The 20,693-nt window shown below is 63.4% G+C and carries 17 protein-coding genes and 1 pseudogene; 10 read left to right on the top strand and 8 right to left on the bottom strand.

What is annotated here, in order from left to right:
* Nucleotides 1–32: 32 nt before the first annotated feature.
* Nucleotides 33–2,947 (bottom strand): annotated as a pseudogene (gene uvrA, locus U5A89_RS08250) (excinuclease ABC subunit UvrA).
* A gap of 536 nt (nucleotides 2,948–3,483) precedes the next feature.
* Here uvrA and U5A89_RS08255 point away from each other — a divergent pair.
* A complete protein-coding gene (locus tag U5A89_RS08255; protein WP_338160694.1) occupies nucleotides 3,484–5,073 on the top strand; it encodes a sulfatase-like hydrolase/transferase in 1,590 nt (529 codons plus the stop codon).
* Nucleotides 5,074–5,427: 354 nt separating this feature from the next.
* Here U5A89_RS08255 and U5A89_RS08260 read toward each other — a convergent pair whose 3' ends face one another.
* Nucleotides 5,428–6,195, bottom strand: coding sequence for a helix-turn-helix domain-containing protein (locus U5A89_RS08260; protein WP_338160695.1), 768 nt, complete (start codon nucleotides 6,193–6,195; stop codon nucleotides 5,428–5,430).
* 365 nt (nucleotides 6,196–6,560) lie between these two features.
* Nucleotides 6,561–6,746 carry a hypothetical protein gene (locus U5A89_RS08265; protein ID WP_338160696.1) on the bottom strand — a complete coding sequence of 62 codons (186 nt, stop codon included), beginning with the start codon at nucleotides 6,744–6,746 and terminating at the stop codon, nucleotides 6,561–6,563.
* A gap of 124 nt (nucleotides 6,747–6,870) precedes the next feature.
* Here U5A89_RS08265 and U5A89_RS08270 point away from each other — a divergent pair, with 124 nt between their 5' ends.
* A complete protein-coding gene (locus tag U5A89_RS08270) occupies nucleotides 6,871–7,215 on the top strand; it encodes a UrcA family protein (protein ID WP_338160697.1) in 345 nt (114 codons plus the stop codon).
* A 145-nt stretch (nucleotides 7,216–7,360) separates the two neighbouring features.
* On the opposite strand, the gene U5A89_RS08275 is transcribed toward U5A89_RS08270, so the two are convergent.
* A complete protein-coding gene (locus U5A89_RS08275; RefSeq protein WP_338160698.1) occupies nucleotides 7,361–8,122 on the bottom strand; it encodes an enoyl-CoA hydratase/isomerase family protein in 762 nt (253 codons plus the stop codon).
* Nucleotides 8,119–8,787, bottom strand: coding sequence for an HAD family hydrolase (locus U5A89_RS08280; RefSeq protein ID WP_338160699.1), 669 nt, complete (start codon nucleotides 8,785–8,787; stop codon nucleotides 8,119–8,121). The genes U5A89_RS08275 and U5A89_RS08280 overlap by 4 nt, the downstream gene beginning before the upstream one ends.
* 214 nt (nucleotides 8,788–9,001) lie before the next feature.
* Between U5A89_RS08280 and glmU the strand changes: the two genes are divergently transcribed.
* The 5 genes from glmU (at nucleotide 9,002) to glmS (ending at nucleotide 13,943) form a co-directional block, all read left to right on the top strand.
* Complete coding sequence (glmU, locus tag U5A89_RS08285; protein WP_445190635.1) at nucleotides 9,002–10,357, top strand: bifunctional UDP-N-acetylglucosamine diphosphorylase/glucosamine-1-phosphate N-acetyltransferase GlmU; 1,356 nt, start codon at nucleotides 9,002–9,004, stop codon at nucleotides 10,355–10,357.
* A 91-nt stretch (nucleotides 10,358–10,448) separates the two neighbouring features.
* Nucleotides 10,449–11,300 (top strand): metallophosphoesterase, encoded by an 852-nt coding sequence (locus U5A89_RS08290; RefSeq protein WP_338162979.1) that lies wholly within the window; start codon nucleotides 10,449–10,451, stop codon nucleotides 11,298–11,300.
* 41 nt (nucleotides 11,301–11,341) lie between these two features.
* Nucleotides 11,342–11,716 carry a ribbon-helix-helix domain-containing protein gene (locus U5A89_RS08295; RefSeq protein WP_338160700.1) on the top strand — a complete coding sequence of 125 codons (375 nt, stop codon included), beginning with the start codon at nucleotides 11,342–11,344 and terminating at the stop codon, nucleotides 11,714–11,716.
* Nucleotides 11,713–12,093 (top strand): PIN domain-containing protein, encoded by a 381-nt coding sequence (locus tag U5A89_RS08300; protein WP_338160701.1) that lies wholly within the window; start codon nucleotides 11,713–11,715, stop codon nucleotides 12,091–12,093. Before U5A89_RS08295 ends, U5A89_RS08300 begins: the two co-directional genes overlap by 4 nt.
* A gap of 26 nt (nucleotides 12,094–12,119) precedes the next feature.
* Nucleotides 12,120–13,943: a glutamine--fructose-6-phosphate transaminase (isomerizing) gene (gene glmS, locus U5A89_RS08305; protein WP_338160702.1), complete on the top strand. Its 1,824-nt coding sequence runs from the start codon at nucleotides 12,120–12,122 to the stop codon at nucleotides 13,941–13,943.
* A 276-nt stretch (nucleotides 13,944–14,219) separates the two neighbouring features.
* On the opposite strand, the gene U5A89_RS08310 is transcribed toward glmS, so the two are convergent.
* Together U5A89_RS08310 and U5A89_RS08315 are read right to left on the bottom strand one after the other, a co-directional pair.
* On the bottom strand, nucleotides 14,220–15,833 hold the full coding sequence (locus tag U5A89_RS08310; protein WP_338160703.1) for a GNAT family N-acetyltransferase: 1,614 nt from the start codon (nucleotides 15,831–15,833) through the stop codon (nucleotides 14,220–14,222).
* A 155-nt stretch (nucleotides 15,834–15,988) separates the two neighbouring features.
* Nucleotides 15,989–17,209, bottom strand: coding sequence for an NADP-dependent isocitrate dehydrogenase (locus U5A89_RS08315; protein WP_338160704.1), 1,221 nt, complete (start codon nucleotides 17,207–17,209; stop codon nucleotides 15,989–15,991).
* A 154-nt stretch (nucleotides 17,210–17,363) separates the two neighbouring features.
* Here U5A89_RS08315 and U5A89_RS08320 point away from each other — a divergent pair, with 154 nt between their 5' ends.
* Together U5A89_RS08320 and U5A89_RS08325 are read left to right on the top strand one after the other, a co-directional pair.
* The gene (locus U5A89_RS08320) at nucleotides 17,364–18,104 is read left to right on the top strand and encodes a phosphatidylserine decarboxylase (RefSeq protein ID WP_445190636.1); all 741 of its coding nucleotides are present in this window, start codon (nucleotides 17,364–17,366) and stop codon (nucleotides 18,102–18,104) included.
* 190 nt (nucleotides 18,105–18,294) lie between these two features.
* Nucleotides 18,295–19,032: a CDP-alcohol phosphatidyltransferase family protein gene (locus tag U5A89_RS08325; protein WP_338162980.1), complete on the top strand. Its 738-nt coding sequence runs from the start codon at nucleotides 18,295–18,297 to the stop codon at nucleotides 19,030–19,032.
* A 245-nt stretch (nucleotides 19,033–19,277) separates the two neighbouring features.
* Here U5A89_RS08325 and U5A89_RS08330 read toward each other — a convergent pair whose 3' ends face one another.
* Nucleotides 19,278–19,508 (bottom strand): hypothetical protein, encoded by a 231-nt coding sequence (locus U5A89_RS08330; RefSeq protein WP_338160706.1) that lies wholly within the window; start codon nucleotides 19,506–19,508, stop codon nucleotides 19,278–19,280.
* A 255-nt stretch (nucleotides 19,509–19,763) separates the two neighbouring features.
* Between U5A89_RS08330 and rpsB the strand changes: the two genes are divergently transcribed.
* Nucleotides 19,764–20,522 carry a 30S ribosomal protein S2 gene (gene rpsB / locus U5A89_RS08335; RefSeq protein WP_338160707.1) on the top strand — a complete coding sequence of 253 codons (759 nt, stop codon included), beginning with the start codon at nucleotides 19,764–19,766 and terminating at the stop codon, nucleotides 20,520–20,522.
* The last annotated feature ends 171 nt before the right edge of the window (nucleotides 20,523–20,693 follow it).

Genomic DNA, 20,693 nt, shown 5'->3' on the forward strand with positions numbered 1-20,693 from the left:
AGACAAAACTCGATCAAGATGTCAACAATTGTTTATTCCGCCGCCACACTCTCCAGCCCCAGCAACGGCGCGAGATAATGCCCGGTAAATGACCGCGGTTCTTTCGCGACCTTTTCCGGCGAACCCTCAGCCACAACCTCACCACCCTTGACGCCGCCTTCCGGTCCCATGTCGATAATCCAGTCGGCGGTCTTGATGACGTCGAGATTATGTTCGATCACGACCACGCTGTTGCCCTGGTCGACCAGCGCGTGGAGGACTTCGAGCAGTTTGCGGACATCTTCGAAATGCAGGCCGGTCGTGGGTTCGTCCAGGATGTAGAGGGTGTTGCCGGTGGCTCTGCGGGAGAGTTCCTTGGCGAGTTTGACGCGCTGGGCTTCGCCGCCGGACAGGGTCGTGGCCTGCTGGCCGACCTTGACATAGCCCAAGCCCACTTCGGCGAGCATCGCCATCTTGTCGCGGATGGGGGGACGGCCTTGAAGAATTCCACCGCATCCTCGACCGTCATGTCGAGCACGTCGGCGATCGAGTGGCCCTTGAACTTCACCTCCAGCGTTTCGCGGTTGTAGCGCGCGCCGTGGCACACGTCGCAGGTGACATAGACGTCGGGGAGGAAGTGCATCTCGATCTTGATGAGGCCGTCGCCGGTGCAGGCTTCGCAACGGCCGCCCTTGACGTTGAAGCTGAAGCGGCCGGGTTTGTAGCCGCGCGCCTGGGCTTCGGGCAGCCCGGCGAACCAGTCGCGGATATTGGTGAAGGCGCCGGTATAGGTGGCGGGGTTGGAGCGGGGGGTGCGGCCGATGGGCGACTGGTCGATGTCGATCACCTTGTCGCAATGTTCCAGGCCCGTCACCTTGTCATGCGCGCCCGCGATGATGCGCGCGCCGTTCAATGCGCGGGCGGAAGCGGCGTAGAGCGTGTCGATGGTGAAGCTGGACTTGCCCGAGCCTGAGACGCCGGTGATGCAGGTGAAGGTGCCGAGCGGGATGGACGCGGTGACGCCGGTCAGATTGTTGGCGCGGGCGTTGTGGACGGTGAGTTTCTTGCCCGACCCCTTGCGGCGCTTTTTGGGCACGTCGATGCGGCGGGTGCCGTTGAGATAATCGGCGGTGAGCGAGTTTTTGGATTTGAGGATCTGCTTGAGCGTGCCCTGGGCGACGATTTCGCCGCCGCGGATGCCTGCGCCCGGACCCATGTCGACGATATAGTCGGCGTGGCGGATCGCGTCTTCGTCATGCTCTACGACGATGACGCTGTTGCCGAGGTCGCGCAGGCGCTTCAAGGTGACGAGCAGGCGGTCATTGTCGCGCTGATGCAGGCCGATCGAGGGTTCGTCCAGGACGTAGAGGACGCCGGACAGGCCGCTGCCGATCTGCGACGCGAGGCGGATACGCTGGGATTCGCCGCCGGAGAGCGTGCCGCTGGTGCGGTCGAGGTTGAGATAATCCAGGCCGACATTGTTGAGGAAGCCCAGCCGCTCCACGATTTCCTTGAGGATGGCGCGGGCGATCTGGTTCTGCTGGTCGTTCAGCTTGTCGGGCATGGCGGTGAAGAAGTTGAGCGCGTCCACGACCGAGCGGCGGGTGGAGAGGGAGATGTCCTCGCCCGCGATCTTGACGGCCAGCGCTTCGGGTTTGAGGCGGGCGCCGTGGCAGGTTTCGCAGGGCTGGGCGCGCTGATATTTGGCGAGTTCCTCGCGCATCCAGGCGCTGTCGGTCTGGAGCAGGCGGCGGTTGAGGTTGCCGATGACGCCCTCAAACGCTTTCTTCACTTCATAGCTTTTGCGGCCGTCCATGAATTTCAATGTCACCGCCTTGCCGCCGGTGCCGTGGAGGATGATGAGCTTTACCTCGCCAGGCAGGTCGGCCCAGGGGGTGTCGAGGGAGAAGCCGAACTCCTTGGCGAGGGAGCCGAGGACTTGCATATAATAGGGGCTGGGCGGGTTGGACTTGGCCCAGGGGACGACGGCGCCCTTCTTGATGCTGAGCGCTTCGTTGGGGACGACCAGTTCGGGGTCGAACAATTGCCGTTCGCCCAGGCCATCGCAGGCGGGGCAGGCGCCCTGCGGGGCGTTGAAGGAGAAGAGGCGCGGCTCGATCTCCGCTATGGTGAAGCCGCTGACGGGGCAGGCGAATTTTTCGGAGAAGACGATGCGGTTGGCGGGGATGCCGGCGTTCTTCATCTTCTTGTCGGCGGAGGGGGATTCATCCTCGCGGCCGGGCACGACGCCTTCGGCCAGGTCGACATAGGCGAGGCCGTCGGCGAGTTTGAGCGCCTGTTCGAAACTGTCGGCGAGGCGGGTGCCCATGTCCGGCTCCACGGCCAGGCGATCCACCACGACTTCGATGTCATGCTTATATTTCTTGTCGAGCGCGGGCGCGTCCTCGATCAGGTACATTTCGCCGTCGATGCGGACGCGGGTATAGCCCGCCTTCTGCCACTCCATCAGTTCCTTGCGATATTCCCCCTTGCGGCCGCGCACGACGGGGGCGAGCAGGTAGAAGCGCGTGCCTTCCGGCAGGGTGGCGACGCGGTCGACCATCTGGCTGACGGTCTGCGCGCTGATGGGCAGCCCCGTGACGGGCGAATAGGGGATGCCGACGCGCGCCCAGAGCAGGCGCATATAGTCGTAGATTTCGGTAACCGTGGCGACGGTGGAGCGCGGGTTGCGGCTGGTCGTCTTCTGCTCGATCGAGATGGCGGGCGAGAGGCCTTCGATATGTTCGACATCGGGCTTCTGCATCATCTCCAGAAACTGGCGCGCATAGGCGGAGAGCGATTCCACATAGCGCCGCTGCCCCTCCGCATAGATGGTGTCGAAGGCGAGGCTGGATTTGCCCGAGCCGGACAGGCCGGTGATGACGATGAGGGAATCGCGGGGCAGATCGACATCGACGCCCTTGAGATTATGCTCGCGCGCGCCGCGGACGCTTATGTGAGTCAGCATTCGGTAAACCTCTGCTGCGGGATGTGGGTAAGGCTCATGCGATCCGTTCTACAAATGTTCCGAAGGAGAATCCAGAGCGGAAGATAGGTGGGCGGCAGGACGAATGCGAGAGGCGGTTGCTGCATTTTGCGGCGCGGGCGCCATGTCCGATAGTGAAGGCAAGGGCGGGCGTGGGGTCGCCATGAGCAGGCGATGTCAGGGTGGCGGCGCGGTCTGTGGTAGTGAGCAAGGGCGGCGACTGGCAGGGGGGTAACGCAGCGGCCATCAGCGCCGTCGATCGAACTTCACAAGTCTTATTTGTTATAAATGCTTGGGAAAGAGCGACATACAGGTCCATGTCGGCCTGCTTGCACGAGGCGCGTCGGCCCCTGTTTTCGCCGCATTCGCGGGTTCGTCCTGAACGACAGGCCAAATATAATCTGAACTGTCTTGGCATGCCCATCGGTCCAGTCGATGACCAAAGATATGGCAGCCGCGACCATGAGTGAGAGGATTGCCCGAAGATGGCCAGTTTTTCAGATTCAAATCGTCGGGATATGTTGGGCCTGATTGCCGGTGGCGTTGTGGGGTCCATGGTCGGCGCCGGACGATCGGACGCCGCGCCCGCGCCCGGCTACGGCGCAGGGGTGGGCGGCAGTCGCCCCAATCTGATCCTCTATTTCATCGACGAATGTCGCGCGGATGCGCTGGGCACCTATGGCAACCCGATCTGCAAGACGCCCAATTTCGACATGCTGGCGAGCCAGGGCACCCGCTTTGCCGATTGCCACGTACAGTTCCCCGTATGTGGCGCATCGCGATGCAGTTTGCTGACCGGGCTTCCGCCGTCCGAAACCGGCCATCGCAGCCTCTATTATTTCATCCGGCGCGATGAACCCAATCTGTTCCGTTACCTCAAGGACAGTGGTTATGACACCTATTGGTTCGGCAAGAACGATGCCTATGCGCCGGAAAGTTTCCCGCTGAGCCTGACCGAGTGGCACGATATGCCCATGCGTATGCCGCGATCGAAAGAGGGCGGCGGAAAGCCGCCATGGTTGACGGGCGAACCGCTGACCATGCGGTTCGAAGCGTCGATCGATCGGCGCGAGACGACCGACTATATCCTGTTGCAGAAGGCCATCGAGATCCTGGATCGGCGGGAGAAGGACAAGCCGTTCTGCATGTTCCTGCCCCTGCTTCAGCCGCATCCGCCCTATGTCGCGCCCGACGGTTTCGACACCATGTACCGGCCGATGGACCTGCCGCCGCTGGCGCCCCCCGGCTTGGCGGGAAAGCCATCCTATCATGAGGCGATCCGCAAGGCCTATCATCTGGACAAGGCCACCGACCTGGATTTCCGCAAGGTACGGGCGACCTATTATGGGCAGGTCAGCTATGCCGACTGGTTGCTGGGGCAGATGATGGAAGCGCTGGAACGGACCGGTCACGCCAAGGACACGGTGCTGGTAGCCGGGTCCGATCATGGCGATTATGCGGGCGATTACGGGTTGGTGGAAAAATGGCCGAGCGGTCTGGAAACCTGCCTGACCCAAGTGCCGCTGATCGCGCGGATGCCCGGCGGGGCCGCCGGGCATGTCGTGCATGAGATGGTCGAACTCTATGATATCATGGCGACGTTTCTGGAACTGGGGCAGGTGCAGCCCAAGCACAGCTTCTTCGCGCGCAGTCTGGTCCCGCAATTGAAGGGGGCCAAGGGCGACGCCAATCGCGCCGCCTATACCGAAAGCGGATATGACACCTTCGAACCCCAGGCGTTCGAACCGCCATTGCCGGGCAAGCCGGGTCTGTATTCGGCCAAGCATGATATTCAGAATGAACAGCCGCAGACGGTGACGCGCGCGGCCAGCGTCGCCACGCCCGACTATAAATTCATCGCGCGTCCCGGCGGACAATCGGAACTATACGATCGGCGGAAAGATCCGATGGAAACGCGCAACCTGATCGACAGCAAAAGTCACGCCAAGGTCAGGGAAGCGATGCAGGTGCGGTTGATGAACAGATATATTTCCACGACCGGCGTGCCACCGATGGATCGCGACCCCCGGGAAACGCCGGAGTTCAATCTGATGACCGAGTTCAGCGCGGAGCAGAAACAGCAGGGCATCGATATTCTGGATAAGTAATCAGGGCCGCAACGGCATGCGGCGGGGCGCTATGCTACGGACATCGGCAGACGAGCGGCATGATCGTCAAGCGATGGTTCAGCGCCATTGACGTGGTTTGTGCCACAGAGATTTCCCGCGATCAGGAGTGCCCGACAGCATCTGGACACGCCCCCGGCCTTCCCTTGCGTCGCGGACGGAGATGTGGGTGAGGCTCATATGATCCGTTCTACAAATGTTCCGAAGGAGAATCCAGAGCGGAAGATAGGAAGTCGGTGCGTCGAGCGAAAGGAGGACAAAGGGGCCAACGTCAAAAAGCGGGCGCCAAAAAGCGGGCGCCAAGGGATGCGCCCGCTTATGGAGGCGATTAGCCGCTCATTCGATCGTGACGCCGACTACCCGCCACGCCCCGCCTTCGCGTTCGAGCGACACGGTTTCTATGGCCTGCGCCTTGTTGGCGAAGTCGGTGCGGAATTTGACGACCTGATAGCCTGAAGGTGGCGCGGGCAGATCCTGCTGGCTGAGCAGGGTGCGGGACTGCACAGCGCCCAATGGCGGTCGAACCTTCTCCGACATGTCCGCCCAGACTTTCGCCGTGTTGAGTTTGCGGAAGGCGGCGCCGGTCGCGTTGTAACTGTCATCCCAGCGGCCCTGATCGACAAGCATGAGGAACTGACGGGCGGCGTCCACGACGGCAGGGTCCGCTGTCTGCGTCATGGCGGAGGACGATGGTGCGGGCGTTGTGGCGTTGGGCATCATGGCAAGTGCCAGCAGGCCAAGGGACAATGTCATGAGGGTGGCTCCTATGATGATCCGCGAGCGGCTGTCGGTCCGCCCGGCGCCGTCGATCGGCGCCGATCCCTCATTCACGCCTTCGATCGAATGATCTTCCCCGATTTGTTTGTCCCCCAGATAATGAGGGTCTGAGCCGGCCTCTGCATCCAGCAACAGGCGGGCGGCCTCCCGGCTGCTCGACACCGCCAGCTTGCGCCGCGCGTCGCGCAGCCGTTCGTTGATCGTGTGCACCGACAGACCAAGGTCGCGGGCGATGGATTTGGCATCATGACCCCGGACCATGAGACGCAGCGTCTGCTTCTCTCGCTCGGTCAGCGTGGCGATGTCGGACTGTTCCTGTGTGGTCATGGCAGCGACCACCTTAGTTTGGTAGGGCAAGCCAGCTACCCCTAAAAATTTGTGATGCCGCTCCGGGCACCCGGCATGTCGTTCATCCCTGCCTCGCCGCCGTTCGTCCGGGACCGATGACGCCTGCCCGATAGGTGGCGCATGTTGTCGAAGCGTTGATGTCAGAATGCGGCCATGCGGTAGGACAGGATAGAGAGACGGCGACGCCCCCGGTTAACCGACGGTTCAGCGTGATGGGTGTCGTCTCTGCGCTAGAGCTTTACCCCCATCCGGAGTGCCCGACAGCATCTGGATACGCCCCCGGCCTTCCCTTGCGCCGGGGGCGTTTTCGCGTCTGGCGTGCTTTGGCCAATTCGGCTTTTCCCTTACGGTAATGTGGCTTCCCCATGTCGTTCGCGCGCGGGCGGATGTCGTTCGTCGCGCCGTTCGTCCGGCGCTGAGCGCCCTTTGTCGGGGATCGTGTCGTTGGCCGATGCGGATCGCCTTCGGTCGAAGCGGACGGGCAGCGTAACGATCGGCGGCGTAGAGAGGATGGGCGAACGGGGCAGCATGTCCGGCCCCAAAGATCCTTCGGACGAAGACCCTTTCAACGCTGTCCGTTCGCACCCGGCGCCCTGCGCAGCCCCCTTTTTGCGGCGGCGTGCCGGTCACAACAGATTTTGAGGAGATAGGCCCATGTTCGTTTCTAACCCATTTATCGCCGCCGTCGCGTCCGTCACCCTGCTGGCCAGCGCCGGCGTGGCGTCGGCGCAGGATTTCCAGTCCAATGGCCGCACCCGAGAGGTGTATCATGGCGATCTGGACCTTTCGAAGCCCGCCGATCAGGCGCAGTTGCGCCGCCGCATCGCCAGCGCGGCGAGCCGGGTCTGCGCTTCGGTGAACCTGTCGGCAGCGGCGGCGTGCAAGGCGCAGGCGCTGGCGCATGTGGAGACGCCGGTGAATGCGGCGATCGCGCGGGCCGAAACCGGGGAGCGCTATGCCGATGCGGGTAAGGGCGTGCCGGCGGTCGTGGGGCATTGATCGGCGGTTTGATGCTTTGCGAAGGAGGCCCGGTTTGCGCCGGGCCTTTTTTGTGGGGTGGGCGTCGCGATGGCCCACCCCGCTGCGACTAGCTCGCTGCGCGAGCAAGTCTCGCTGCCCCTCCCGCAGGCGGGAGGGGGGGCTTTTAAAAATTCGGGCGGCGTCTTTCGCGGAAGGCGGTGACGCCTTCGGTGAAGTCGGGGAGGGTGAAGGCGTCGCGGAACAGGGCGAGGGTGGTGGCGTCGTCGTCCGGCTGGCCGTCGAGGATGCGGCGGACGATGGCCTTGGACGCGCGGATGCTGTGTTGCGCATTGGCGGCGATGGTGCGGGCGAGCGTCTCTGCGGCGGCGCGGGGATCTGGGGCGATGTCGTCGATGAGGCCGATGGCGAGCGCGTCGTCCGCGTCGTGCAGGGCGGCGGTGAAGAGGATGCGCTTGGCGCGGGCGGGGCCGACCAGGTCGACCAGCAATTTCGTGTCGAACAGCGAATAGACGATGCCGAGCTTGGCGGGCGTGATGCCCAGGCGCGCGTTGGGCGCGGCGATGCGCAGGTCGCAGGCGATGGCGAGGCCGCAGCCGCCGCCGATGCAATCGCCGTCGATCGCGGCAATGACCGGCTTTTCCGCATGGGCGAGCGCATATTGGCTGGCGCGGATCGCGGCCTGATTGGCGACGCGCCAGTCGGGGGCGGCGGATTGTTCGGCAAATTCATGGATGTCGGCCCCGGCGCAGAACAGGCCGGGGGTGGCGGAGGTGAGAATGAGGACGCGCACCGCATCGTTCGTCATCGCCTGACCGACGAGATGGGGGAGCGCTTCCCACATCGCCTGGGTCATGGCGTTGCGGCGGTCGGGCCGGTCGATCAGCAGGCGGGCGACCGGGCCGTCTGTCTCCAGCCGCAGGGTCATGGGCGCCAGCTTTGCAGCAGTGGGAGCAGGTCATCGAAATGGTCGATGACGGCGTCGGCATCCAGATTGTCCACCGGGCCGTCGAGGAAGCCGAAACTGACGGCGATGCTGGGGATGCCTGCGTTGCGCGCGCCCGCTATGTCGTTGATCGTGTCGCCGATGAAGATGGTGCGGCCGCCGCCTGCGCGCGCGATCATTTCGTGGATCGGGGCGGGATCGGGCTTGGCGACGCCGACCGTATCGCCGCCCACGATGGCGGCGAAGCGATCCGACAGGCCGATCTGGCGCATCAGGGGGAGGGTGAAGCGTTCCGCCTTGTTGGTGCAGATGGCGAGTTTGACGCCTGCTGCGGTGAGGGCGTCCATGGCATCGAGCAGGCCGGGATAGGGGACCGAATGAATGGCGAGATTCTGCTCATAATAGTCGAGCAGGATGGGGAGCAGGGCGTCCAGCGTGTCGGCGGTATAGCCGCCCGATGCGTCGAGCGCCCGGGCCAGCATGATCTTTGCGCCCTTGCCGACGAAGGGGTGGATCGATGCGGTCGGGAAGGGCGGGCGGTCGATCGTGCCGATGGCGTAATTGACCGCGGCGGCGAGATCCCCGCTGGTGTCGATCAATGTGCCGTCCAGGTCGAAGCCGACGATATCGAAGGGGATGCTGCTCATGGCGATGCCCATGCCGTGTGGGTAGTGGCAATGGCAAGGCAAACATGGCAGAGCGAGGCGGTAATCGCTTCGTGCGGATGATCGTTGCGCCAGTCCCAATCGGCAATGCAAAGGCAGGAGGGGCTTCGACAGGCTCAGCCCGAACGGGTTTTGAGGTTGTGGATGGGGCAGCGATCGTTGCGCCGAGGCATCGTAGCAACAGGATCGATACGCCGTGACTCATCCCGTCTCTCGCCCCCTGGCCGTCATCATCCTTGCCGCCGGGCAGGGCACGCGGATGAAGTCGGGGCTGCACAAGGTTTTGCACCCGGTCGCGGGGCGGCCGATGCTGCTGCATTTGTTGGCGAGCGTGGGGGCGTTGTCGCCGGAGCGGCAGGTGGTGGTCGTGGGCGCGGGGCGCGAGCAGGTCGAGGCGGCGGTGGCCGGGACCGGCGCGGTGATCGCGGTGCAGGGCGAGCAGCTGGGCACCGGTCATGCGGTGGCCCAGGCGCATGACGCGCTGGCGGGGTTCGCGGGCGATGTGCTGATTCTTTATGGCGACGTGCCGCTGGTGAGCGCGGGGACGATGCGCGCGATGCTCGATCGCCTCAGCCGGGGCGACGAGCCGCGCGCGGTGGTGCTGGGCTTCCGCCCGGACGACGCGGCGGCCTATGGCCGGATCATCTCCGACGGGCAGGGCATCATCACAAAGATGGTGGAATATAAGGACGCCAGCGAGGCAGAGCGGGCGGTGACTTTGTGCAACAGCGGGTTAATGGCGGTGCGATCCACGGACCTGTTTGTGCTGCTGGACCAGATCGGCAACCAGAATGCGGCGGGGGAATATTATCTGCCCGACATCGTCATGCTGCCGGGTGGAACGAGCGCGGTGATCGAGACGGATGCGTGGGAAGTGGCGGGGGTCAACAGCCGGATCGAACTGGCCGGTGTCGAGGCGATGTGGCAGGCGCGGCGGCGGACGGAGGCGATGCGCGATGGCGTGACGCTGGTGGCGCCCGAGACGGTGTTCTTTGCCTATGACACGGTGCTGGGCCGCGATGTGGTGGTGGAGCCGAATGTCGTGTTCGGGCCGGGCGTTACGATCGCGGACGATGTGACGATCCATGCTTTTTCCCATCTGGAGGGGTCGAGCGTCGAGAGCGGGGCGCAGATCGGTCCCTATGCGCGTTTGCGGCCGGGGGCGGATATCGGGGCGAAGGCCAAGGTCGGCAATTTCGTGGAGATCAAGAAGGCGCGGCTGGACGAGGGGGCGAAGGTCAACCACCTGTCCTATATTGGCGACGCCAGCATCGGGGCGGGGGCCAATATCGGCGCGGGGACGATCACCTGCAATTATGATGGGTTCTTGAAATATCGGACGGAGATCGGGGCGGGGGCGTTTATCGGGTCGAACAGTGCCTTGGTCGCCCCGGTGACGATCGGCGCGGGGGCGATCGTGGCGGCGGGGAGCGTGGTGACGCAGCCGGTGGAAGACGATGCGCTGTGTCTGGTGCGGCCGCCGCAGGTTGGCAAGCCGGGTTGGGCTGCTGGGTTTCGGACGCGGATGGCGGCGCGGAAAGCGAGTAAGTGAGTTATTGCTCCGTGCTCCCGCGCAGGCGGGAGCCTAGGCCAGAGGGCGGAACTGGGCTCCCGCCTGCGCGGGAGCACGCTAGGCTGTGGGGATAGGACGCAAAATTCTTTGGGCGCTGTTGGGGCTGGTTCTGCTGGCGGGCGGGTTTGTCTTCTGGCTGTTCCTGAACGCCAGCGCCATGCCGGTCGTGCGGCGGGCGGAGGTCGTGCTGCCCTTTCCCGTGGGCGCGGCGCGTGATCCGGTGACGGTTGCGCTGTTGACCGATACGCATCTGTCGGGACCGGACAATAGTCCGGCGCGGCTGGTGCGGATCGTGACGCAGATCAACGGGTTGAAGCCCGACCTTATCCTGCTGGGCGGCGATTATATCGGCGATGACAAGGGCGGGGCCATCTATGATGCGCGGGCGAGCATTGCGCCGTTCGCAAGGCTGCGCGCGCCGTTGGGCGTGGTGGCGGTGCTGGGCAATCATGATAGCCGCAGCAAGCGCAACCGCCGGGCGCTGAGCGGGCCGGATTGGCGCGCGGCGTTCGCGCGGATCGGCGTGACGCTGTTGCAGGATGGCGCGGTGCGGCGCGGGCCGCTGGCGATCGGCGGGGTGAAGGATATCTATACCCGGCGGATCGACCTGCCCGCTACGCTGGCGGCGATGGACCGGCTGGGCGGCGCGCGGGTGCTGCTGTCGCATGGGCCGGATGTGTTTCCGCTCCTGCCCGATGTCGCGTCGCTGACGCTGGTGGGGCATACGCATTGCGGGCAGGTCGCCCTGCCGTTCCTGGGGGTCGTCTATGTGCCGTCGAAATATGGCACGCGCTATGCGTGCGGCGTCTATCGCGACGGCAATCGGACGATGATCGTGTCGGGCGGGGTGGGGACGAGCAGCGCGCCGTTCCGGCTGCTGGCGCCGCCCGATATCTGGCTCGTGACGATCAGGCCGCGATGAGGATCGATTGACTTGATATCATGATATGATATCATGGCATCATGCGTTTCCTGGCCGATATTCCCGACGACGACGTCAAATGGCTCGACCAGTTGGCACGCGAGCAGGGCAAGTCGCGCGCGGCGGTGTTGCGGGAGGCGGTGCGGGATTATCGTGCCGACGCGGAGTCCGCCACCAGCAAAAAATGGCTGGATATCGGCTTTGGCGCATGGAAAGACAGCGTCGATATCGGCGATGCGGTCGAATGGCAGCGGCGCGAGCGCGCATCGACGACCCGGCCGTGGGACGATGATTATGAGGACACCAAGGCGGAGTTTCCCGACCTGTTCGATGCGGAGGATGATCGCCAGCGCCAGATTTATCTGGATATGGTGGCGGGCAAATATCCCGATGCCAAGCAGCCTGTGTCCCGGTGAGCGGCTTCAGCTTCGATTCCAATATCATCATCGACGCATTGGCGGGCTTTGTCCCGGCCCGTATGGAGATCGACCGCGCGACCGACTATGGCGCGCGGGCCTGGATCAGCCGGGCGGTGTGGATCGAAGTCATGTCCAAGGGCGCGGGCGACGGGCTGTGGCGGGCCGAAACTTTGCTCTCCGGGTTCGGGGTTGACGAGATCGACGCGGAAGTAGGGCGGCGCGCGGCGGCCTTGCGCCGCGAACGGGGGCGGCTCAAGGCGATGGACGCCATCATCCTGGCAACCGCGCAATTGCGCGGCCGCGTGTTGGTGACACGAAATACAAAGGATTTCCCGGCAGAGATGCCGGGCATCCGCGTTCCTTATATCCTGTGAAGATTATCTGAAAGGCGTCCCGGCATATGTGCGGCATTATCGGTATCATCGGCAGGGACGACGTCGCGGAGCGGCTGGTCGATGGCCTCAAGCGACTGGAATATCGCGGTTATGACAGCGCGGGCGTCGCCACCATCCATGACGGCGCGATCGAGCGGCGGCGGGCCGAGGGGAAGCTGGCAAACCTGGTGCGCGAATTGCGCGACGAGCCGCTGCCCGGCACCACCGGCATCGCGCATACCCGCTGGGCGACGCATGGTGCGCCGACGACCAGCAATGCGCACCCCCATGCGACCAGCGAAGTGGCGCTGGTCCACAATGGCATCATCGAGAATTTTAAAGGCTTGCGCGCGGAATTGATGGCGCGGGGGCGGCATTTCGACAGCCAGACCGATACCGAGGTCGTCGCCCATCTGGTGAGCGAACTGGTGGAGCAGGGCGCGTCGCCGCAGGAGGCGGTCGCGCAAGTGCTGCCGCGCCTGCATGGCGCGTTCGCGCTGGCGATCGCGTTCCGTAGCCGTCCCGACATATTGATCGGGGCGCGGCTGGGGTCGCCTTTGGTGGTCGGCTATGGCGACGGGGAAACCTATCTCGGGTCGGACGCGCTGGCGCTGGCGCCGTTGACGCAGCGGATCGCCTATTTGGAAGAGGGTGACTGGGTCGTCATCACGGCGGACGGGGCGGAGATTTTCGACAAGGATAATCAGCCGGTCGAGCGGCCGGTGACGATTTCCGGCGTGTCGGGGGCGATGATCGACAAGGGCAATCATCGCCACTTCATGCAGAAGGAGATTTACGAGCAGCCGGTGGTCGTCGCCCAGACGCTGCGCTCGTACTTGCGCCGGATGGAGAATGAGATCGCCATGCCGAACATGGATTTCGATCTGGGGTCGGTGAAGCGCATCACCATCGTCGCATGCGGCACCAGTTACTATGCCGGGCTGGTCGCGAAATATTGGTTCGAGAAATTCGCGCGCGTGCCCGTGGACATCGATGTGGCGAGCGAGTTCCGCTATCGCGACCCGGTGCTGGAGGCGGGCGGGCTGGCGCTGTTCATCAGCCAGTCGGGCGAGACGGCCGATACGCTGGCGGCGCTGCGTCACGCCAAGGCGGAGGGGCAGATCATCGCGGTGGTGGTGAATGTGCCGACCAGTTCGATGGCGCGCGAGGCGGACCTGCTGCTGCCGACCCATGCCGGGCCGGAAATCGGCGTGGCGTCGACCAAGGCGTTCACCTGCCAGTTGGCGGTGCTGGCGGCGCTGGCGGCCAATCTGGCGCGGGCGAAGGGGAAGCTGACGACGGAAGAGGAAGCCGAGATCGTCTGGCATTTGTCGGAAGCGCCGGCGGCTTTGAACGAGGCGCTCAGCCGCGACGGGCAGATCGAGGCGATGGCGCACCTGATCGCCCCGGCGCGGGACGTGCTGTATCTGGGCCGTGGGCCGGACTATCCGATGGCGCTGGAAGGGGCGCTGAAGCTCAAGGAAATCAGCTATATCCATGCCGAGGGCTATGCCGCGGGCGAGATGAAGCATGGGCCGATCGCCCTGATCGACGAACTGGTGCCGGTGATCGTGATCGCGCCGAGCGGGCCTTTGTTCGAGAAGACCGTGAGCAACATGCAGGAAGTGCAGGCGCGCGGCGGCAAGGTGGTTCTGATATCCGACGCGGAGGGCATTGCGGCGGCGGGCGAGGGCTGCATGGCGACGATCGAAATGCCCAAGGTGCATCCGTTGATCGCGCCGCTTGTGTACGCGGTGCCGGTACAGTTGCTGGCGTACCATGTCGCGGTGGCGAAGGGGACGGATGTGGATCAGCCGCGGAATTTGGCGAAGTCGGTGACGGTGGAGTAGGGGGCGCTGTGTTTGGCGTCGGCTAACGACTAGAAGTTGCAGACTTAATTCCCCCTCCCGCTGGCGGGAGGGGGGTAGAGGGCGGGCAAGCGCAAGCTTAAGTTGGCTCACCCCGCTGCGACTAAATTCGCTTCGCTCATTAAGTCTCGCTGCCCCTCCCGCAAGCGGGCGGGGCAGAGTAATCCGACAGTCCGCTGCCACCTCTTTTCGTCCTTCCCGCCTGCGCAGGGATGACTATGTGGAAATGGTACGTCCGCTGAACACCGCCATTCGCGTTCATCCACCCCCCGGCGAATTATGCCCGCCAGCAGGCACCGGGCCGCCGCTGGGGGCGTGGCTGTGGTCGGGGTTGCTGTCCCATTCGATGTGGTAGAGGTCGAAGCGGCGGTCGCGCAGGTTGCGGACGGTGCCTTCGGCGCGCGCCCAGCTGAGGTCAGCGAGGTTGACGTCCGCCATCGTCAGGGTTTCGACATTCTCCGTGGATTCCGCCGCGATGCCGTCGCGGGCGAAGGGGAGGTCGCAGGGGGTCAGGATGGCGCTTTGGGCATATTGGATGTCCATATTGTCGACATTGGGCAGGTTGCCGACATTGCCGGACATGACGACATAGCATTGGTTCTCGATCGCCCGCGCCTGTGCGCAATAGCGCACGCGCATATAGCCGAGGCGCGAATCGGTGCAGAAGGGGACGAAGATGATGCGTGCGCCCTGATCGACCAGGCGGCGGGCGAGTTCGGGAAATTCGCTGTCGTAGCAGATGAGGACGCCGATCGGGCCGCAGTCGGTCTGGATCACGTCCAGTGAATCGCCGCCCTTGATGTTCCACCAAAAGGCTTCGTTGGGGGTCGGGTGGATTTTTTCCTGCGTGTGGACCGAGCCGTCGCGCAGAGCGACATAGGCGATATTCTGGATGTCGCCATCGTCGGCGCGGGTCGGATGGGAGCCGCCGATGATGTTGATATTATATTCCAGCGCCATCCGCGTCAGCTCTTTCGTCAGGCGCGGGGTGTAGCCCGTCAGCTTGTCGATCGCCTCCATGGGATTGAGTTTCTTGGTTTCGAACGAGAGCAGCGGCAGGGTGAAGAGTTCGGGGAAGATGATGAAGTCCGACCGGTAATCGGCCGCGACATCCACGAAATATTCGATGTTGCGGATGAAGGCGTCGAAATTCTCAACCGCGCGGGCCTGAAGCTGGCAGGTGGCGATGCGGACGCTTTCGACACCGCGGGGCACGCGCATTTCGGGCGCTTCGTCCGGGTCGACATAGGGGTTGCGCCAGACGAGATGGGCGGCGTGGCCGTCGGATTGCTTGTCTTCGGGCAGATAGTTTTCGAGGACGCCCAAGGGTTCGAACTGGTTTTTGAGCTGGAAGCTGACGACCTGATCGCGCAGCTTGCCCTGGACGACCTTGTCCAGATAATCCTTTGGTCCGTCCACCCGGCGTTTGGCGCGTAGATAGCCCGGCATCCGCCCGGCGATGACGATGCCGTGCAGGTCGAGTTCCTCGGCCAGTTCCTTGCGCTCGTCATAAAGGCGCTGGCCGATGCGCAGGCCGCGCAGCGCAGGATCGACCGCCATTTCATAGCCGTAGAGCCATTCGCCCGCTGCGCTGTGGCGGGTACCAAAGCCGTTTGCGGTGATTTCGTCCCAGTCATGATGGGCAAAGGCCATGCCCTTGCTGACGCGCATGGTGGCGCAATAGCCGACCACCTTGTCGTCATAGAGGGCGACGAAACAGCCGTCGGGGAAATTGTTGATCTGGCCCCGGATGGTGGCGAGCGAATAATTGGGCATGCCGGGATAGGCGCGGGCGATCAATTGCCGGATGCCGCGCACGTCGGATGGCACGGCGGTGCGGACTTCCAGGCGTTTCTTGGTTCCTGTGGACATCTGGTCGTCTTCCTCATCGCTGTCTGTCTGGTCAGCCTTCGTCGGGGAACAGAAAATGCTGAACGGTGCATATGAAAAAGGCGGCGCCGGGTGTCCGGCGCCGCCTCGTTCCGTTTCCGTACTGAAAGCCTGAGCGGCTTATCAGTTCCAGTCTTTTAGGCCCATTTGGCCATTTCCGCTTCCAGATTGACGCGGATCTGTTCGAAGAACTGTTCCGTGGTCATCCAAGCCTGATCCGGGCCGATCAGCAGCGCCAGATCCTTGGTCATCGCGCCGTCCTCGACGGTCTTGATGCAGACGCGTTCCAGGGTTTCGGCGAATTTGGTGACTTCGGGCGTGTCGTCGAACTTGCCGCGGAAGGCGAGACCCTGCGTCCAGGCGAAGATCGAGGCGATCGGATTGGTCGAGGTCGCCTTGCCCTGCTGGTGCTGGCGATAGTGGCGGGTGACGGTGCCGTGCGCCGCTTCCGCTTCGATCGTCTTGCCGTCGGGCGACATCAGGACCGAGGTCATGAGGCCGAGCGAGCCGAAGCCCTGCGCAACGGTGTCCGACTGAACGTCGCCGTCATAATTTTTGCAGGCCCAGACGAACTTGCCGCTCCACTTGAGCGCGGAGGCGACCATGTCGTCGATCAGGCGATGTTCGTACACGATGCCGGCCGCCTTGAACTTATCGGCGAATTCGGCGTCGAACACTTCCTGGAACAGATCCTTGAAGCGGCCGTCATAGGCCTTGAGGATGGTGTTCTTGGTCGACAGGTAGAGCGGCCATCCGCGGTCGAGCGCGTAGTTCATGCTCGCCTTGGCGAAATCGCGGATCGACTGGTCGAGATTGTACATGCCCATGGCGACGCCGGCCGAGGGGAAGTCGAACACTTCCTTGTCGATCTTCTGGCCGTCTTCGCCGTCCCACACCAGGCGCAGCTTGCCGGGGCCGGGGACCAGGAAGTCGGTCGCCTTATACTGGTCGCCGAACGCATGACGGCCAACGACGATCGGGTCGGTCCAGCCGGGGACCAGGCGGGGGACGTTCTTGATGACGATGGGTTCGCGGAAGACCACGCCGCCCAGGATGTTGCGGATGGTGCCATTGGGCGACTTCCACATCGACTTGAGGTTGAATTCCTCGACACGCTGTTCGTCGGGCGTGATGGTGGCGCACTTCACGCCGACGCCATATTGCTTGATCGCATTGGCGGAATCGATCGTGATCTGGTCGTTGGTTTCGTCACGCTTCTGGACGGACAGGTCGTAATATTTCAGGTCGATGTCGAGATAGGGAAGGATCAGGCGCTCGCGAATCCATTCCCAGATGATCCGGGTCATTTCATCGCCGTCAATCTCCACGACGGGGTTTTTCACCTTGATCTTGGCCATAGCGCCTGTGTGCCTTCTTGTTGCGGGGTGGAATATGGGGACGCCCTAGGCAAAGCGGCGCAAATGTTCAACCGTCGAAGGGCAGTTATCTGCCATGCATGGAGCCTTGACCGGGATCGGTCGTTGTCAGGGTAGAAGTCTCTCCCTAAAGACGATGACCATGAACAATGAAGAGATCCCGATTGCCGCAGGCGGCAATGTCAAATGGCGCTTTCCTTCGGTCCATCCGGAGGGGATGAAATTCGGCCTGATCGCGGTCGCGATCACCGCCGTCCTGTTCCTGTTGGGATGGGAGATCGTCGGCTGGCTGATGCTGATGGTGACGATCTGGGTCTTTGCCTTCTTCCGCGATCCGGTGCGCGCCGTGCCGCAGGACGAGGCGGCGATCGTCGCGCCGGCTGATGGCCTGGTGACGCTGATCCAGCGCGTGCCGCCGCCGCGCGAGATGGCGGGCGTGAACGGGCTGGGCGACCAGCCGCTGATCCGTGTGTCGATCTTCATGAGCGTGTTCGACGTGCATATCAATCGCACGCCGATCGGCGGGACGATCAAGTCGGTCGTCTATATTTCGGGCAAGTTCCTGAACGCGGACTTGGACAAGGCGAGCGAAGATAATGAGCGCCAGCATATCTTGGTCGAGCGCCATGACGGCGTGCGCATCGGCTTTACGCAGATTGCGGGGCTGGTCGCGCGGCGGATCGTGCCGTTCGTGAAGCCGGGCGACATGGTCGCGGCGGGGCAGCGCATCGGGCTGATCCGGTTCGGCAGTCGGGTGGACGTGTATCTGCCTGCGGGCACGGCGCCGCGGGTGGTGCTGGGCCAGCGTACGGTCGCGGGCGAGACGATATTGGGCCAGATGGGTGATGCGCGGGTTGTTGCGGGTATTCACCAGTGATCAAGACGCGCCTTCAAGAGCAATGGTGTTTTCCGGCGGAGGCCGGAATCCAGTTCTGTCGCAGCTTTACAGCGCGAGCGGGGGACTGGACTCCGGCCTTCGCCGGAGAACGGCCTTTGATGGCGGTGCGCACATGAGCCGTCAGCGGCGTGCGGTGCCGCGGGGGTTGCGGCGGGGGATCACCTTGCGAATGCTGGCACCCAATGCGGTGACGGCGATGGCGCTGTGCTTTGGTTTGACCGGGGTGCGTTACGGTATTTCGGGGGAATGGGAGCGGGCGGTGCTGTCCATCCTGTTTGCCGGCGTGCTGGACGGGCTGGACGGGCGGATCGCCCGGTTGCTGCGTGGTGAGAGCCGGTTTGGGGCAGAACTGGATTCGCTGTCCAATTCGATCGCGTTCGGCGTCGCGCCCGCGCTGATCCTTTATCTCTGGTCGCTGTACGCCATGCCGAAATTCGGCTGGATTTTCGCGCTTGCCCATGCCCTGTCCTGCGCTTTGCGGCTGGCGCGGTTCAACGCGGCGATCGATGCGGACGAGCAGCCGCACAAGTCGGCCGGGTTCCTGACGGGCGTGCCTGCACCTGCCGGGGCGGGGCTGGCGTTCGTGCCGCTTTATCTGTGGCTTGTGACTGGTGAGGATATCTTTCGCGCCTGGTATGTGGTTGCGCCCTGGACCGCCTTTATCGCATTCCTGATGATCTCCAACATCGCCACCTATACCTGGTCGGCGTTGCGGCTGCGCAAGCGCATTCGGTTGGAGGCGATCGCCTTTGCCGGGTTGCTGGCGGCGTTGCTGGTGACCGATCCCTGGCTGACGCTGCTGTTGATCTGCGCCATTTATATCGCGCTGATCCCGTTCGGGGTCATGTCTTACGCGAAGGTCCGGCGGCATCGGGAGAGTGCAAAGGTTGTGCCGCCTGTGGTTTGAGACGGCGCGGCGCGTTTGCCTCTGTAGAAGGAGGGGGCTTCGACAGGCTCAGCCCGAACGGATATGGGGAGAGTTTGACCAAGGGCGTTCAGAAAGTGTGTCCGCTGGCTGCCTATCATGGCGATTTGATCGCTAGTGCGCTCGCGTCAAAAATGCAGGCGTTGCGCTTTATGCTTCTCGACTACGCTCGAAGCGAACGGAACGTAGGGCCGCTCCCGAAGATAGCTTAGGACCGTCAGGCCCGCTCAGGCGGCGAGTGCTGTGCCTGAACGGGGCAATTCCACCCGGCGGGGCGCGGACTGCGGCGCGCGGAGGCGGCGGATGCGTAGGTTATAGACCGGCGGGTGCTGCGGGATAGGTTCGAACTGGAGCGCGGCCACCATCTTGTCATGATAGAGTGCGAACATCCAGACGATGGTGCCCATGGCCAGAAGGAAGGCGGCGGAAAACAGGGTCGCTGCAATTATAGTGAACATCGTGATCACTTTCCATCTTGCCATTTGCACGGCATGTCTCATTATGACGGTGTAAACGGCCGTTAACCGTATTTGTTCCGTCTGTTCCCTTTATGTTCTCTTTTGGGAACGTCGTCAAGCCTTGCAATTGATTTTTTCCGCGTCTAAAGGCGCGACCATTCCACATGGGAATCGACATATCCGGTGCCGGAAACGCCTTTCAGGCTGTTTTTCGTGTTCCTGATTCCCAGAGGTCAAACCGGAAGGAGAACTATTATGGCGGCACCTGTCGTCACCATGCACCAATTGATCGAGGCTGGCGCCCATTTCGGCCACCAGACCCACCGTTGGAATCCGCGCATGAAGCCGTATATCTTCGGCGAGCGCAACGGCATCCACATCCTTGACCTGTCGCAGACCGTGCCCCTGTTCGGCCGCGCGCTCGACTTCGTGTCGTCGACCGTCGCCGCCGGTGGCAAGGTGCTGTTCGTTGGCACCAAGCGCCAAGCGCAGGATCCGATCGCGGATGCCGCGCGCCAGTCGGGCCAGCATTTCGTCAACCATCGCTGGCTGGGCGGCATGCTCACCAACTGGAAGACGATTTCGGGTTCGATCAAGCGCCTGAAGACCCTTGAGGAAAAGCTGTCGGGCGACACCCACGGCTTCACCAAGAAGGAAGTGCTCCAGATGACGCGCGAGCGCGAGAAGCTGGAAGCATCGCTGGGCGGCATCCGCGACATGAACGGCATCCCCGATGTCATGTTCGTGATCGACGCCAACAAGGAAGAGCTGGCGATCAAGGAAGCCAATACGCTGGGCATCCCGGTCGTCGCGATCCTCAATTCGAACGTGTCGCCGGACGGCATCGCCTTCCCGGTGCCTGCGAACGATGACGCCAGCCGCGCCATCCGCCTCTATTGCGACGCGATCGCCGCCGCCGCCACCAAGGGCAACCGTGGTGCGCAGCAGGCGTCGGGCGTCGACCTGGGCGCGCTGGACGAGCCGCAGGCTGAAGAGATCGCTGCCGAAGCGTAAGAGGCTGCCTGATCCGTTTGCCCTGCGCGAAGCCCCTTCGCTTCGCTCAGGGGAGGGCTTCGACAAGCTCAGCCCGAACGGTGTTGGTTAGACCCCGAACTGCAATTTTAACGGTGTAGGGCGCGCTCTTTAGGGACGCGCCCTCCCGCATATTCAAACCCCCAGAATTTA

Source organism: Sphingobium sp. HWE2-09 (genome assembly GCF_035989265.1).
In the GTDB taxonomy this organism is placed as follows: domain Bacteria; phylum Pseudomonadota; class Alphaproteobacteria; order Sphingomonadales; family Sphingomonadaceae; genus Sphingobium.